Below are 14,861 nucleotides of genomic sequence, written 5' to 3'. Positions count from 1 at the left end.
GGTCGGCGGTCACCAGGTCACCCCCAGAGCGGCGGCCGCCCGCACGCCGGAGAGGCAGCCGTCCTCGTGGAACCCCCAGCCGTGCCAGGCGCCGGCGTACGCCGTGACGGCGGTGTTCAGGCGCGGCAGCTGCCGCTGCGCCGCGACGGACTGCGGCGTGTAGACGGGGTGGTCGTACACCATGCGGGCCACCACCCGGTCCGGGGCGATGTCCTCCCCCGCGTTGAGGCTGACCACGTAGCGCGGGCCGTCCGGCAGGCGCTGCAGCCGGTTCATGTCGTAGCTGATCCGGATGCCGTCGGCCGAGGGACGGCAGTCGGACAGGCGGCAGTTCCAGGACGCGCGCGCCGCGGCTGATCGCGGCAGCACCGAGGTGTCGGTGTGCAGGACCGTCGGGTTGCGCGAGTAGCGGAACGCTCCGAGGATCCGCCGCTCGTCCTCGGTCGGGTCCGCGAGCAGGCGCAGTGCCTGGTCGGGGTGGGTGGCGACGACCACCGCGTCGTGGGCGTCCGTGCCGCCGTCGGTGACCACGAGGGCGCCTGCGGGGACGCGCCGCACCTGCGTCACCGCGCTGCCGGTCCGGGTGGTGCCGATCTCCTTCTCGATCTCGGCCACGTACGCGGCGGAGCCGCCGGTCACCGTCTTCCACTGCGGGGAGCCCGTCACGGAGAGCAGGCCGTGGTGGTCGAGGAACCGGAAGAGGTAGGCGGCCGGGTACTCCAGCGCCGTCTCCGCCGGACAGGACCACACGGCGGAGACGAGCGGCAGGACGAAGTGGGCGACGAAGTAGTCCGAGTACCCGCCGTCGGCCAGGAACCGGCCGAGCGTGTGGTGATCGGGTCCGCCGCCCGCGAGCAGGCGGCGGGCACCGCGGTGGAAGACGGGTACCTCCGCCAGCAGTCGCAGGTACCGGCCGCGCAGAGCCGCCCGGCCGGTGAACAGCCCGGCCGGACCGCGCGCACCCGCGTACTCCAGCCCGCAGCCCTCGCAGTGGACGGACATGCTCATCTCGGAGTCCTGGGTGGTGACGCCGAGTTCACGCAGCAGCCGCAGCAGGGTGGGGTAGGTGCGCTCGTTGTGGACGATGAACCCGGAGTCGACGTGGATGGTTCCGCCACCTCGCGCGGGCAGCTCGTGCGTGTGCGCGTGCCCGCCGAGGCGGCCGTCCGCCTCGTACAGGACCACGTCGCACTGCCTGCTCAGCACGTACGCTGCGGTCAGGCCCGCCACCCCGCCACCGATCACGGCCACTCTGCGCCGATCCACAGTTCCTCATCCCCAGGCAAGTCGACACGCCGCCAGGCGGCGGCCCGTACACCCCTACTTCGGGGGCCACTGCCGTTTCGGATGGGTGGAGGATGTAAAAAAATATGTGTACCGGTGCGTGGCGGGGCGCGCCCGCCCCCGGCGTCTACCGACCGTGCCGGGACGAGTACCCAGCGGAGTTCCGGGCCTTGCGTGCCGGCGCCTGCCGGGCCCGCGGTCTCAGGGTTTCCCCAGGGTTGCCGCATGGTCGGGTACGACGGTCTGGAGTTCCCTGGACGGACGCTCGTAGCCCGTGGAAGGGGGGCGGGGCGGCAAGGGGAGGGGCGGCAGCGCCACGTCCTCGTAGGGGACCGAGGCCAGCAGGTGGGCGATCATGTTGAGTCTGGCACTGCGCTTGTCGTCGCTCTCGACCACGTACCACGGGGCGTCCACCGTGTCCGTGTGGACGAACATCTCGTCCTTGGCCCGGGAGTAGGCCTCCCAGCGCGTCAGGGACTCCAGATCCATCGGAGAGAGCTTCCAGCGCCGCAACGGGTCTTCCGCACGGCTGCGGAAACGCTCCTCCTGGACCGCGTCGCTCACGGAGAACCAGTACTTGCGGAGCAGGATCCCCTCCTCCACCAGCATGCGTTCGAACGCCGGGCACTGGCGCAGGAAAAGCTGGTGCTCGGCGGCCGTGCAGAAGCCCATGACACGTTCCACTCCGGCGCGGTTGTACCAGCTGCGGTCGAAGAGGACGATCTCGCCGGCGGCGGGCAGGTGCTCGACGTAGCGCTGGAAGTACCACTGGGTGCGCTCCCGCTCCGTCGGCTTGGGCAGGGCCGCGATGCGCGCCACGCGGGGGTTGAGGTGTTCGGCGACGCGTTTGATCGTGCCTCCCTTGCCCGCCGCGTCGCGGCCCTCGAAGACGACGACGAGACGGGCGCCTTCCGCTCGCGTCCATTCCTGGAGCTTGACCAGCTCCGTCTGGAGCCGCAGCAGCTCGTTGTCGTAGACCGCCTTCTTGAGACCCACGGCCGTCTCCTCCCGCTCGTCGTCCTGTGCTGCGGTCAAGTCAGTCACGGCCGCCGTCCTCGGGCAACGATGCCCGTCGGGCCACGGCGTGTCGCTACGCGGGCCCCGGCCGGCGCGGCACGGTCATCCCGGGACGGTCGGCACGAGCCGCGCCGGGGCCGCCTCCAGCCGGAATCCGGTGACGAGATCGGGGCGGATCCGCAGGGCGCCGGTCATGGGGTGGTCCACCCAGGGCCGCAGCAGCGCCGCGTACCGGGCCACCTCGCCGGCGTCGGTCAACCGGTGGGCGTAGCCGGTGACGACCACGCTCCACCCGAGATGCGTGTCGTGGTCGATGGCGTCCGCTTCGTAGGCGACGACGAGACCCGGGACGCCCGCGGGTGCCACGAGGGAGGCGAGCGCTCCGTCGTCGTGGATCCGTACGATGATGTCCCCGCCCTCGACGAGATGGTTCACCGGGCGGACGGCCGGCAGTGCGTGCTGCGTGAAGACGATGCGCCCCAGCGAGACCGTCGCCACCAGCCGGAGGGCCTCGGCCCGGTCCAGCACCCGCATCCGCCGGGCGGCCGTCGCGCCACTCGCCCCACCGTCGGCGGACCGTGTGCCGTCCTGGTCCACGACGCGCGCGTTCGTCCGGTCCCGACCGGTCCTCGCGGCTTCCGGGTCACCGGCCTGCCCCGCGGTCACCACGGCAACCACGGCAACCAGGACTGAACGGCCCCCGTGCGGGGACGGGTTCCGGACACGGCCGTGATCACGACACGACGAGCCGCAGTACACGGTCGACACCGAGTACGCGCATCGACTTGACCATCAGCGGCGGCACGTCGCGGAGCTGGAGCCGCGTTCCCGTCGCGCGGCAGCGGAGGTGCACACGGAGGAAGAGCTCGATGCCCGCGCTGTCGCAGAAGGCGAGGCCGGACAGATCGAGGGTCAGGTTCCGGTAGCCGGACGCGGCGAGTTCGGAGAGACGCGGCTCCACCCGCCCGGCCGTGTGGAGGTCGAGCTCTCCGGTCATGCGGATTCTCAGGTCCGCGCCCTCGCGCGCCACGGTCTTCAGGTCGATCAAGGTGGTCGTCATGGAGCCCTCCCTGCTGCGTGCGGCCCTGCGTTCGAGTCGCGCCGTTCCCCGTGCCGCACCATCCCATCGGACGCGGGCCGTTCGCGGGAAGGACCTCACGCCCCTCGCGCAGGGCCGAAGGTCCCTCTCCCCCGCGGGGCGCACGACCTGCCGGGCGCCGGACCCGGCCTGAGCGCGGCCGGTGAAGCGGGGCGGGCGGAGCCCCGGGGCGGGCGGGGCGCGCCGTACAGTCGCGTGCCCCGCCCTCCTGCCTCCCCCGGACCCTTCAGGGGTGCGGGACCACCGCGACCGGGCAGGCCGAGTGGTGCAGGACGGCATGCGTCACGGATCCGATGCGCACTCCCAGCGGCGAGGACGCGCGGACCCGGCGTCCGACGACGAGGAGCTGGGCGTCCGAGGCGGCCGACAGCAGTACGTGGCCTGCGCTGCCCTGCTCCACGTGCGCGACGACCTCCACCTCGGGGTACTTCAGGCGCCACGGCTCCAGCGCCTGCTCCAGCGCTGCCCTCTCGTACGGCTCCAGGCCGCCGAAGTCGTCCGCGATCCACTTCGATCCGGGGCTGTAGCTGTAGACCGGGGGCAGGCTCCAGGCGCGGACGGCGCGGAGCGGGGCGTTGCGGGCGGCGGCCGCCTCGAAGGCGACGCGCAGCACTTCGGCGGACTCCTCGACACCGCCTTGCTGGCCGACGACGACGTCCCCTTCCTCCGGCAGCGCCACGTGCCTCCCGTGCGCGGAGCGGACGGAGACGACGGGGCATCCGGCGGCGGCGATCACCTGCCGGCCGTAGGAGCCCAGTAGGAAGTCGGCCAGGGCGCCGTGCCCGCGCGTGCCGAGGACCAGCATCTCCGCGCCCTCGGCGGCGCGCAGCAGGGCCGGCACGGGCGCGTCGGAGAGCACTTCCGCGGTGAGGGTGAGCCCCGGGTGGCGCTGGACGAGCTCGTCCTCGGCCTCCTTCAGGATGTCATCCGCGCGCCGGGCCTCGGCCTCGCGGTCCTGAACCAGCGGGAGTTCGAGCGGCTGCCAGAACCAGGCGTGGACCACGTTCAGGCGCAGGTCACGCCGGACGGCTTCGCGCGCGGCCCAGTCCGCCGCGGCCCGGCTCTCCGGGGATCCGTCCACTCCGGCAACGAGGGTGGGCTTCACAGGTCTGTCCTCCGTACTGATGCCAGGGCATCGGGGTCGGCCGGCCGGGGGGAGCGGCACCGGCCGGGGGAACCGGCGCCGCTGAACCACTGTCGCCGCGGCGGGCCTCGTCACACAGGGGCCGACGGTCCCTCGCCGAGGGCCGGTCCGCCCCTCGCGGAAAGAACAGGGCCGGGGCAGAGTGTCAGCATCGGCTCAGTCGACGAACGTCCCGGACCGCGGCACGGAGGAGCGGACATGACCGCGTACCCCATCTCGGAACTCGACGCCCACTGGCGCGCCGCCAACTACCTCGCCGCCGGTCAGATCTACCTCATGGACAACCCGCTCCTGACCGAACCCCTGCGGCCGGAACACATCAAACCCCGGCTGCTCGGGCACTGGGGCACCTCGCCCGGCCTGAACTTCGTGCACACCCACCTGAACCGCGTCGTCAAGGACCGTTCGCTGGACGCCCTGTGCGTCTGGGGGCCCGGCCACGGCGGACCCGCGGTCCTCGCCAACTCCTGGCTGGAGGGCACGTACACCGAGACCTACCCGGACGTGACCCGGGACGCGGCCGGCATGGGCCGGCTGTTCCGGCAGTTCTCCTTCCCCGGCGGGGTGCCGAGCCACGTCGCGCCCGAGACCCCCGGCTCCATCCACGAGGGCGGCGAGCTCGGATACGCCCTTTCCCACGCGTACGGAGCCGCCTTCGACCACCCCGGCCTGCTGGTCGCCTGCGTCATCGGCGACGGCGAGGCCGAGACCGGGCCGCTGGCCGCGTCCTGGCACGCGAACAAGTTCCTCGACCCGGTCCACGACGGCGCCGTGCTGCCGGTCCTCCACCTGAACGGGTACAAGATCGCCAACCCGACGGTGCTGTCCCGGATCCCCGAAGGTGAGCTCGACGCCCTGCTGCGCGGCTACGGCCACGACCCGCTGTACGTCACCGGCAGCGACCCGGCACTCGTCCACCAGGCCATGGCCCGGGCGATGGACCACGCGCTCGACCGCATCGCGCTCATCCAGCGGGAGGCGCGGACGACGGGCACGGATCCGGGGCGGGAGTACGCGCGCTGGCCGATGATCGTCCTGCGCACCCCCAAGGGCTGGACCGGCCCAGCGATCGTCGACGGGGAGCCGGTCGAGGGCACCTGGCGGTCCCACCAGGTGCCGCTCGCCGGGGTGCGGGAGAACCCGGAGCACCTGAGGCAGCTGGAGGAGTGGCTGCGCTCGTACCGGCCGCAGGAGCTCTTCGACGCCGAGGGGCGGCCGACGGCTCGGGTCCTGGCCTGTGTTCCGCAGGGCGAGCGCCGTCTGGGCGCCGTCCCGTACGCGAACGGGGGCCGGCTCCTGCGCCCGCTGCCGCTGCCGCCGCTCGACGCGTACGCCGTCCCCGTCGACAAGCCGGGCGGCTCCCTCCACGAACCGACGCGCGTCCTGGGGAACTTCCTCGCCGGGATCATGCGCGACACCGCCGAGCGGCGGGACTTCAGGGTCGTCGGACCGGACGAGACCGCCTCCAACCGGCTGGACGGCCTCTACGACGTCACCGGCAAGGCCTGGCAGGGCATCACGGAAGCCACGGACCGGAACCTGGCGCGGGACGGACGGGTCATGGAGATCCTCTCCGAACACGTCTGCCAGGGCTGGCTGGAGGGCTACCTCCTGACCGGCCGCCACGGGCTCTTCTCCACGTACGAGGCCTTCGCCCACATCGTCGACTCCATGGTCGGCCAGCACATCAAGTGGCTGAAGGCCGCCCGCGCCCTGCCCTGGCGGGCCCCGATCGCCTCCTTGAACTACCTGCTCACCTCACACGTCTGGCGCCAGGACAACAACGGCTTCTCCCATCAGGACCCCGGTTTCGTGGACCACGTCCTCAACAAGAGTCCGGAGGTCGTGCGGGTCTATCTGCCGCCGGACGCCAACACCCTGCTCGCCGTGGCCGATCACGCCCTGCGCAGCCGTGACCAGGTCAATGTGATCGTCGCCGGGAAGCAGCCCTCCTTCGACTGGCTGTCCGTCGAAGAGGCCCGCGTCCACGTCGCGCGGGGTGCCGGCGTCTGGGAGTGGGCGGGCACGGACCACGGCTCCCACGATCCGGACGTGGTGCTCGCCTGCGCCGGTGACGTCCCCACCATGGAGGTCCTCGCCGCCGCGGCCCTGCTCCGCGAGCACCTGCCCGCGCTCGCGGTCCGGGTGGTGAACGTCGTCGACATCGCACGGCTGATGCCCCGGGAGGAGCATCCGCACGGGATGACGGACGCCGAGTACGACGCCCTGTTCACAACGGACAAGCCGGTGATCTTCGCCTACCACGGCTATCCCTGGCTGATCCACCGGCTCGCCTACCGCCGCACCGGCCACCCGCACCTGCACGTGCGCGGCTACAAGGAGTCGGGGACCACGACCACCCCCTTCGACATGGTCGTCCGCAACGACCTCGACCGGTACCGGCTCGTCATGGACGTCATCGACCGCGTCCCCGGCCTCCCGGGCCGCGCGGAGGGGCTGCGCCGGGCCATGGCCGATCAGCGCGGTCGCCACCACGACTGGATCCGCGCCCACGGCACCGACCTCCCGGAGGTCGCCGACTGGTCCTGGCCCTACTGACCGGCGTGCGGTCCGGCGTCCGGTCCGGCCGCGCCGGACCGACGCCCGTGATCGCGTGCGAAGGCTTCGAGCGTCTGCCGGAACGGGGCGTGGGTCTTCAGGAAACGCTGGTCCAGGATGCCGGCGAGGTCTTCGAGCGCGGTGTGCAGCACGGCGGCGGCGAGCCGGGCATCCGGGTGGCGGGCGCCCGCCGCCTCATCGGCGATGTCCAGCGCGTAGCCGATCTGCTGGGCGAGGGAGGTCCGGTCGTCGACGTCGTGGAAGTAGTAGGACTCCGCGTACTGGAGGAAATCGACCGCGACGACCGAGAACTGCGCGGCGAGGCTGTCCAGCATGGTCGCCCCGGCCGGTGAGTCCACCTGCTCCCGCGACGGATGGGTACGGCTGAGGTGGGAGAGCCGCAGCGCCAGGGCCCGGCGCCGTGCCAGCGCCGGATAGATGCCGAGGATCCAGGAAACCGTCGCGGTCAGCAGGACGAAGCCGACCAGGGCTTCCAGGGGGGCGAGGATGCGCAGCCACCCCGCGGCCGGTGCGACGTCCCCGAGGCCCAGCGTCGAGGCGGTGACCAGGGAGACGTACACCGCGTCCAGCAGCCTCCCGTACTCGGCGGGGCGCATCCCGCCCGCGTACACGAACGCGTCGGGCACGTGGGGCCAGTAGACCAGCGCCCAGCCCGCGACCACCGTCACGGCCCACAGCGCGACGACCGTCACCATGGCGAGCGGGCCGGCGAGACCGGAAGCCGCCCCCCGGGAGGTGAAGACGGGGGAGAGCCGCCACAGCGCGGTCATGACCAGGCGGCTCAGCCCCCCGTGGCGCGTCGGATGCCACAGGGTGTGGAACACATCCCGCAGGATGAACAGCACCAAGGCCGCGCCCGCGACCGACACCAGCCACTCCATCAGGCACCCCTCGTCCCGTCGTACCCCTCTCAGGCTCCCGTAGGACCCCTTCCGTCCGCCGGAGCCCGCGCCGTACGTCGCCGTCGGCGGGGCGGGCACGGGACCGATGGGGCCCCGTGGCGGCGCGTTGAGGGCCGGTCGGCCCATCCCGGGACGCGCTGCGGCCTCCGATACTGAAACCGGACTCGCACGAGGAGGCCACCATGACCACGCGATCCCCCTCGCGGATCGCCGGCGCACCGTCCCGGCGATGAGGGGGAGCCGACCCCGCTTCCGGCGCGGCGATCGGGCCCTGAGCCGCCGAGGTGCTCGGCCGTCGGCTCCGAGCCGCCCGTGTCCGACCGCTCGACCTGTACGCCCCGTACGACAGCGGCACCCACCTGTGGGTGCCTCGCCCCGCAGGTCCACGACACCCCGAAGAGTATGAGGAGCACGCGATGCCCGCCTCCCGGTACACCGTCAGCGACGTCATGACCCATACGGCCGTGGCCATCGGCCGCGAGGCCTCCTACAAGGAGATCGTCGAGCTCATGCACCAGTGGAAGGTCAGCGCCGTCCCCGTCCTGGAGGGCGAGGGCCGCGTCGTCGGGGTGGTCTCCGAGGCCGACCTGCTGCCGAAGGAGGAGTTCCGGCGGGACGACCCCCGGCTTCCCGACCAGTTGGAGGAGGCCTCCAAGGCGGGGGGCGTGCTGGCCGAGGAGCTGATGTCGAGCCCGGCCGTGACCGTGCACCCCGACGCCACCCTCGCCGAGGCGGCGCGGATCATGGCCCGCAGGCACGTGAAGCGCCTTCCCGTCGTGAACGGTGTGGGAATGCTGGAAGGGGTCGTGAGCAGGAGCGACCTGCTCAAGGTGTTCCTGCGTCCGGACCAGGAGATCGAAGAGGAGATCCGCGACGCGGTCCTCGCCGAACTCGCTCCCCCGGCACGCCTGGAGGCATCGGTGCACGACGGCGTCGTCACCCTGCGCGGATCGCTGCGTGACCGCGCCCTGGTGCCGCTGATGGCCCGCGCCATCCGCGCCGTCGAGGGTGTCGTGGACGTACGGATGGAACTGGGGGCGGGCACGGCCGAGGCGGCCTGAGCCCGTCTTTCAGGCCCCGGATCCCAGGTGCGCCGCACGGTGCGTCCGCCCACTGCCTGCGACAATGCGTACGACACGTGAGACGTACGCAGAGCCGATCGACCAGGGGGCGTACATGTCCGACGCACCGGCGGCTGCGGCCGAGGGGCCCATCAAGGTCTTCCTCCTGGACGACCACGAGGTCGTACGCCGCGGCCTGCACGACCTGCTGGACGCGGAGCCCGGCATCGTGGTCGTCGGAGAGGCGGCCACCGCCGGGCAGGCGCTGGCCCGCGGGCCGGCGGTGCGCCCGGACGTCGCCGTGCTGGACGTCCGGCTGCCCGACGGCGACGGCATCACCGTGTGCCGTGAGCTGCGCTCGCGCATGCCGGAACTGGCCTGCCTGATGCTGACCTCGTTCGACGACGAGGACGCGCTGCTCGACGCGATCATGGCCGGTGCGGCCGGCTACGTCCTGAAGCAGATCAAGGGGTCCGATCTGGTGTCCGCCGTACGGACGGTCGCGACGGGGCAGTCGATGCTGGACCCGGCGACGACCGCCCGCCTGATGCACTCCCTGAGGGACCCGGAGACCGCGAAGGCCCCGGAGGACGCCCGGCTGGCCGCCCTCTCGGAGCGGGAGCGTTCCGTGCTCGAACTGATCGGCGAAGGCCTCACGAACGCCCAGATCGCCAAGCGGCTGTACCTGTCCGAGAAGACGGTCAAGAACCACATCTCCCGGCTGCTCGGCAAGCTGGGTGTGGAGCGCCGCGTGCAAGCCGCCGTCATCGCCGCCCAGGTCCACGAGCACGAGCACGAGGGCGAGCGCGGGAAGGGTCAGCGCTGAGGGGCCTGCGGCAGCGGGACCCGCCACTTCAGTTCCGTCCCCCGGCCGGCCGGTCCGCGGGCCACGGTCAGTTCTCCGCCCAGTAGCCCGGCACGCTCGGCGAGGTTGCGCAGGCCGCTGCGCCGGCCGCCTTCCGGGATGCCGGCCCCGTTGTCGCCGACCACCACCGTCAGGACGCCTTCGCCGACCGCGATGGAGACCTCTGCCCGCGTGGCCCGGGCATGCCGGGCCACGTTGGTCAGTGCCTCCCGGATCACGGCGAGCACCTCGTCCGCGACATGCGGCGGTACGTCGGTGTCGATCAGGCCCTCCATGCGCAGGGCCGGGGCGAAGCCCAGCGCCGTGGCGGCCTCGTCCAGCGTCCGGACCAGGCGGAGCCTGAGCTTCGGGGCCGGCGCGGACACCTCGCGTTCGCGGAGACCGAAGATCGTGGATCGGATGATCTTGATGGTCTCGTCCAGGTCGTCGATGGCCCGGCCCAGCCGTTCGGAGGCCTCCGGGTGCTCGACGAAGCGCTGGGCGCTCTGCAGGGTCATGCCGGTGGCGAAGAGCCGCTGGATCGCGAGGTCGTGCAGGTCGCGGGCGATGCGGTCGTGGTCCTCCGACAGGCTCGTCTGCTCAGCGTCGCGGCGCCGGTCGGCGAGTTCCAGCGCCAGGGCGGCCTGGCCGGCGAAGCCGGGCAGGGCTGCGACCTCGATGCCCACGAAGGCCGCGCGGCCGCGTCTGCGGGCCAGGATGAGGACGCCGCTCAGCTTCTCCTTGGTGCCGACGGTGACGGCCACGGCAGGGCCGAAGCCCTTCCACCGCTCCGGTCGCACGGTGATCCGCTCGTCGGTCCCGACGTCGGCGACGACGATCAGGCCGTCCTCCTCGCCGAGGGCGGCGGCGGCCAGGGTGCCGTCGCTGCTCGGCAGCACGAGGTCGCGATGTGTCTCGGCGCCCTCCCCCAGCGCCAGCGAGCCGCGCAGCTCCCCGCCGCGGCCCACGAGGTGGAACACCCCGATGTCGGCGCCGGTGATGTCCCTGGCCCGCTCCAGCATGCCTTCGAGCACCTGCCTCTCGGACGAGCCGGAGAGCAGCGCGCGGGTGATTTCGGAACTGGCGGCGAGCCAGCGCTCCCGGAGGCGCACCTCTTCGAAGAGACGTGCGTTCTCGATGGCGATGCCGGCCGCGACCGCGAGCGTGGACAGGACCGACTCGTCCTCCTCGTCGAAGTGCGCGCCGCCCCGCTTCTCGGTCATGTACAGGTTGCCGAACACCTCCTCGCGGACCCGGATGGGGACGCCGAGGAACGAGTGCATCGGGGGGTGGTGGGCCGGGAAGCCGTAGGAGGCGGGGTGCTGGCACAGTTCCGGGAGCCGGAGCGGTTCGGGGTGCCGGATGAGTTCGCCGAGGATGCCGTGGCCGGAGGGCAGGTCGCCGATCCGGGCACGCAGCTCGTCGCTGATGCCGACGGGGAGGAACTGGGCGAGCTTCTGGTCGTCGCCGATGACGCCCAGGGCCCCGTACTCCGCGTCGACCAGGACCACGGCCGCTTCGACGATGCCCCGCAGCACCTGCGGGAGGTCGAGCTCCCGGCCGACGGACATCACGGCTTCGAGGAGCCCGTTGAGCCGGTCCCGGGTGCCGCGCACCTCGTCGATGCGGACCTGGAGCTCGTCGAGCAGTTCGTCCAGCCTCAGCCGCGGAGCCCTCGGACCTGCGGCGGCCTGGTCTTCCCCGCCCATGCGTACCTCCAGCGGCGCCCAGGGGGAGTGCACCATGCCTCGGGTACCACCGTAGCCCCGGGCCGCCGTACCCGCTCAGGATGGGCGGGAGGCCTCGGCACGGCCGCGGTCGCCCCGAGGAGCTGCGCGGCGCGGCCGGGGCACTGCGGGCTCAGACCGCGGGAACCGTGATCACGGGGCAGTGCGCCCGGTGCAGCAGTCCCTGGACGACGGACCCCAGGCGCATCCCGGAGTAGCCGCCGCGGCCACGGCGGCCCACCACCACGGCGAGGGCGTGCTCGGCCGCCGTCGCCAGCTCCTCCACGGGGTGCCCGGTCGGCACCTCGCGGGTGAGCGCGACGTCCGGATACCTCTGCGACCGGCCGGCGGTGATCTCGGAGAGCATCCGTCCGTGGGCCTGCAGGGCGGCCTCCTCGTCGTGGCGGGGGAAGTACGGCGGCTGCCACACCGCGAGGGCGCGGAGCTCGGCCCCTCGCAGGTCCGCCTCCTCGAACGCGAGGGCGAGGGCCGCCCTGGAGGATTCGCTGCCGTCGACGCCGACGACGAGGTAGGGCGGCTGCCGGGGGACGTGCTCGGCGTCCCCGACCACCACGACCGGACAGGGCGCCTGCGCCGTGACCGGGACCACCGTGGAGCCGGCGCCGGGGTATTGCGCGGTCCGGCCCAGGCGGCGGGATCCGAGCACGATCATGTGCGCGCTCCGGGCCAGCCGACCGATCGCCCGGACGGGCGGCCCGTCGGTCGGCGCGGCGGTCACGTCGACGTCCGGATGCCGCTGCCGGGCCCAGGCGGCACCGGCCCGCAGGGCCGCGTCGGCGGCCTGGCGCAGGGCCGCGGTGCGGGTCCCGCCGCCGGCGCGCAGCGTGTCGTGCGTGTCGTGCGTGTCGTGCGGCGGGGGTACGGCCACCACCAGCCGGAGCCCGAGCCTGCGACGGTGGGCTTCGTCGGCGGCCCAGGCCAGGGGCAGGTGCCAGTCCGTCGCCGGGTCGATCCCGACGACGACCTCCCGGGCCGCGGCGGCGGTCATCCGGACCCGCTCCCGGGCAGGTCGGCGTGGCGGGGGATGAGCTGGACGGGGCAGTGGGCGTGGTGCAGGAGGCTGTGGGTGTGCCATCCGAGGGTGGGCCCCATCGTGCCGGGCGAGCGCCGGCCGCCCATGACCAGCAGGTCGGCGTGGTGCGACGCGTCGACCAGGGCTCCGGACACGGAGACGCTCTTGTCGGCCTCGGCCTCCACGGTGAGGTCCGGGTACTCGTCGCGGATCTGCCGGGTCACGGCGGTCAGCTGCCGGACGTGCTCCCCGGCGATCGCGCCGACGTCGTCGAGCATGGTCACGACACTGCCGGCAGACTCCAGGACGTTCCACACGTGCAGCAGGCGCAGCTGGGCCTTGTGGATCACGGCTTCGCGCGCCGCGTACCGAGCGCAGCCCAGGTCGTGCTCGTCGCGTACGGCGGCGAGCACCACACCGGTCTCGGCCTCGTCGTCGGTTCCCCTGACCACGATGACGGGGTTCTTCGCTCCCGCCACGACCTTCAGTCCGACGGAGCCGAGCATGAGGGACGTGAACCCGCCCAGACCCCGGTTGCCGACCACGATCGTGCCGTGCTCGGCGGCGGACCGGTACAGGCTGGGAACGGGTGCGCCGCGGCTGAGGTCCGTGATGACCCTCAGGCCGGGATGCAGCCGCGTGACCGCGGCGGCCGTGTCGTCGAGCAGTGCGCGCCCGGTGCCGCGGACGTGTTCGACGGTCTCCGCCGTCACGTACGGGGCCCGGCCGTCGGTGCCGGCCGCGTGGACGATGTGCAGGGGGCGCTCGCGGCACGCGGCCTCGGCCGCTGCCCACAGAGCCGCCCGACGCGCGGTCTGTGAGCCGTCGACGCCGACGACGACGGTGCCGAGTTCGGGGCTGCCGACGGTGTCGTTCATGATGCCTCCTCGCCCGGTGCCGCTCGGGTCACCTCCCACGCTGGCACCGCGGGCCCTGCGCGAAGAGGGCCGCTCAGGACCGCACGGGGGCCAAAGGTCCCGGTCGCGGGCACCGGGGCAGGACACGCACGCCGGAGAGGGTCCGACCGGCCCCCGCCGGGACCCGTTCGGCCCTGCTCGGCCCACCCCGGCCGACGGATCATGGATGACCAGGAACGGCTTTCAACGGACCACCCGTGTGCATCACATGCATCGCACAGGGCGGCAGGAGGTACCCCGATGAAGCACATCAAGGTGGGAGACCTGATGACCGGCGAGGTCGTCTCCGTCGTCTCGGCCACCCCGTTCAAGGACGTCGCGAAACTGCTCGCACAGCACGACATCAGCGGACTGCCCGTCCTCGACGACGAGGACCGGGTGCTCGGCGTCATCTCCGAGAGCGACCTGCTGAGCAGACAGGCCGCGCCGGTCCCGGCAGCGAGTGACGCCGGGGAGGGAGCCGCCGTGCCCGGAGCGGCGGCCACCACCGCCGGCGGCATCATGTCGGCGCCGGCGGTGACCGCCCGTGCCGACGAGACCGCCGCGGAGGCGGCCCGGCTGATGACCCGACGCGGCGTGGAACGGCTCCCCGTCGTGGACGAGGAGGACCGGCTCGTCGGCATCGTGACACGCCGCGATCTGCTGAGGCTCTTCCTGCGGCCCGACGCCGAAATACGCCGCCGCCTGGTCGAGGACGTACTCGTGGACACGATGGGGCTGAGCCCGGAGGCGGTGGAGCTGCACGTCGTGGACGGCATCGTCACGCTGCAAGGGACGCTCGAGCGGCAGAGTCAGGTCCCGGTGCTGATCCGCCTCACCGAACAGCTCGACGGAGTCGTCGCGGTCGCGGCCCGTCTGACCGCCCGCTTCGACGACACCCTGCTCACGCCGCCCGAGCGCACCGCGCACGGCATGCCCTGGTGACCGCTGCCCGCCCTGGTGACCGCTGCGGAGAGGAACCTCGGTGAGGCACCCGGGGAGCCGTCCGCGCCGACGGCTCCCCCGAGGGCGGGCGCTGCCCGCCGGCCGCCCGGGAAGCGGTCTTGCCGCCGGTGCCGCTGCGGCTCGTCCGTGCCGTCGCCCGGCCCACGGACCACGGACCACGCCGGCCAGCCCACGGACCACGCCCGGCCCACGGGCCGCGCCGTTCCGGGGCCCACCCGTGAGCCGGGCGACCGGTGGGCCGACGATGCGCTCACCGATCTCCGGGACGTCGGCGTCCGGTGTTCGAGGTGCGCAGCGTGCCGCGCCGT

Annotated in this window: 13 protein-coding genes; 4 read left to right on the top strand and 9 right to left on the bottom strand. The window is 73.0% G+C overall.

All coding sequences use genetic code 11. The features are described from left to right. Positions 1 to 9 precede the first annotated feature (9 nt). The 5 genes from ACFCZ1_RS02015 to ACFCZ1_RS01995 form a co-directional block, all read right to left on the bottom strand. Positions 10 to 1,266 carry an NAD(P)/FAD-dependent oxidoreductase gene (locus ACFCZ1_RS02015; RefSeq protein ID WP_376676368.1) on the bottom strand — a complete coding sequence of 419 codons (1,257 nt, stop codon included), beginning with the start codon at positions 1,264 to 1,266 and terminating at the stop codon, positions 10 to 12. A gap of 219 nt (positions 1,267 to 1,485) precedes the next feature. Then, complete coding sequence (gene ppk2 / locus ACFCZ1_RS02010; RefSeq protein ID WP_376676766.1) at positions 1,486 to 2,280, bottom strand: polyphosphate kinase 2; 795 nt, start codon at positions 2,278 to 2,280, stop codon at positions 1,486 to 1,488. Between the two features lie 123 nt (positions 2,281 to 2,403). After that, on the bottom strand, positions 2,404 to 2,835 hold the full coding sequence (locus tag ACFCZ1_RS02005) for a pyridoxamine 5'-phosphate oxidase family protein (RefSeq protein WP_376676765.1): 432 nt from the start codon (positions 2,833 to 2,835) through the stop codon (positions 2,404 to 2,406). Between the two features lie 199 nt (positions 2,836 to 3,034). Beyond that, positions 3,035 to 3,361, bottom strand: a complete 327-nt coding sequence (locus ACFCZ1_RS02000) for an STAS domain-containing protein (RefSeq protein WP_376676367.1) — start codon at positions 3,359 to 3,361, stop codon at positions 3,035 to 3,037. Positions 3,362 to 3,626: 265 nt separating this feature from the next. Further along, entirely contained in the window at positions 3,627 to 4,505 is an 879-nt protein-coding gene (locus ACFCZ1_RS01995) for a universal stress protein (protein ID WP_376676366.1), read from the bottom strand. 237 nt (positions 4,506 to 4,742) lie between these two features. Here ACFCZ1_RS01995 and ACFCZ1_RS01990 point away from each other — a divergent pair, with 237 nt between their 5' ends. Continuing rightward, positions 4,743 to 7,103, top strand: a complete 2,361-nt coding sequence (locus ACFCZ1_RS01990) for a phosphoketolase (RefSeq protein WP_376676365.1) — start codon at positions 4,743 to 4,745, stop codon at positions 7,101 to 7,103. On the opposite strand, the gene ACFCZ1_RS01985 is transcribed toward ACFCZ1_RS01990, so the two are convergent. Beyond that, positions 7,097 to 8,005 carry a potassium channel family protein gene (locus ACFCZ1_RS01985; protein WP_376676364.1) on the bottom strand — a complete coding sequence of 303 codons (909 nt, stop codon included), beginning with the start codon at positions 8,003 to 8,005 and terminating at the stop codon, positions 7,097 to 7,099. The two genes, ACFCZ1_RS01990 and ACFCZ1_RS01985, sit on opposite strands and share 7 nt — an antisense overlap. 437 nt (positions 8,006 to 8,442) lie before the next feature. Between ACFCZ1_RS01985 and ACFCZ1_RS01980 the strand changes: the two genes are divergently transcribed. Both ACFCZ1_RS01980 and ACFCZ1_RS01975 read left to right on the top strand, forming a co-directional pair. After that, positions 8,443 to 9,087, top strand: coding sequence for a CBS domain-containing protein (locus ACFCZ1_RS01980; RefSeq protein ID WP_376676363.1), 645 nt, complete (start codon positions 8,443 to 8,445; stop codon positions 9,085 to 9,087). 115 nt (positions 9,088 to 9,202) lie between these two features. Then, the gene (locus tag ACFCZ1_RS01975; protein WP_376676764.1) at positions 9,203 to 9,913 is read left to right on the top strand and encodes a response regulator; all 711 of its coding nucleotides are present in this window, start codon (positions 9,203 to 9,205) and stop codon (positions 9,911 to 9,913) included. On the opposite strand, the gene ACFCZ1_RS01970 is transcribed toward ACFCZ1_RS01975, so the two are convergent. From ACFCZ1_RS01970 to ACFCZ1_RS01960, 3 genes are all read right to left on the bottom strand, one after another. After that, a complete protein-coding gene (locus ACFCZ1_RS01970) occupies positions 9,904 to 11,640 on the bottom strand; it encodes a GAF domain-containing protein (protein WP_376676763.1) in 1,737 nt (578 codons plus the stop codon). The genes ACFCZ1_RS01975 and ACFCZ1_RS01970 overlap by 10 nt on opposite strands. A gap of 151 nt (positions 11,641 to 11,791) precedes the next feature. Beyond that, positions 11,792 to 12,667: a universal stress protein gene (locus ACFCZ1_RS01965; RefSeq protein WP_376676362.1), complete on the bottom strand. Its 876-nt coding sequence runs from the start codon at positions 12,665 to 12,667 to the stop codon at positions 11,792 to 11,794. Next, the gene (locus ACFCZ1_RS01960; protein WP_376676361.1) at positions 12,664 to 13,569 is read right to left on the bottom strand and encodes a universal stress protein; all 906 of its coding nucleotides are present in this window, start codon (positions 13,567 to 13,569) and stop codon (positions 12,664 to 12,666) included. Before ACFCZ1_RS01960 ends, ACFCZ1_RS01965 begins: the two co-directional genes overlap by 4 nt. Before the next feature lie 279 nt (positions 13,570 to 13,848). On the opposite strand from ACFCZ1_RS01960, the gene ACFCZ1_RS01955 reads away from it, so the two are divergent. Further along, complete coding sequence (locus ACFCZ1_RS01955) at positions 13,849 to 14,532, top strand: CBS domain-containing protein (RefSeq protein ID WP_376676360.1); 684 nt, start codon at positions 13,849 to 13,851, stop codon at positions 14,530 to 14,532. Positions 14,533 to 14,861 lie beyond the last annotated feature (329 nt).

It is taken from the genome of Streptomyces sp. NPDC056224 (assembly GCF_042267665.1).
GTDB lineage: Bacteria > Actinomycetota > Actinomycetes > Streptomycetales > Streptomycetaceae > Streptomyces.
The sequence above is the reverse complement of the archived record's forward strand: the minus strand, read 5'-3'. Positions and strand labels throughout refer to the sequence as shown.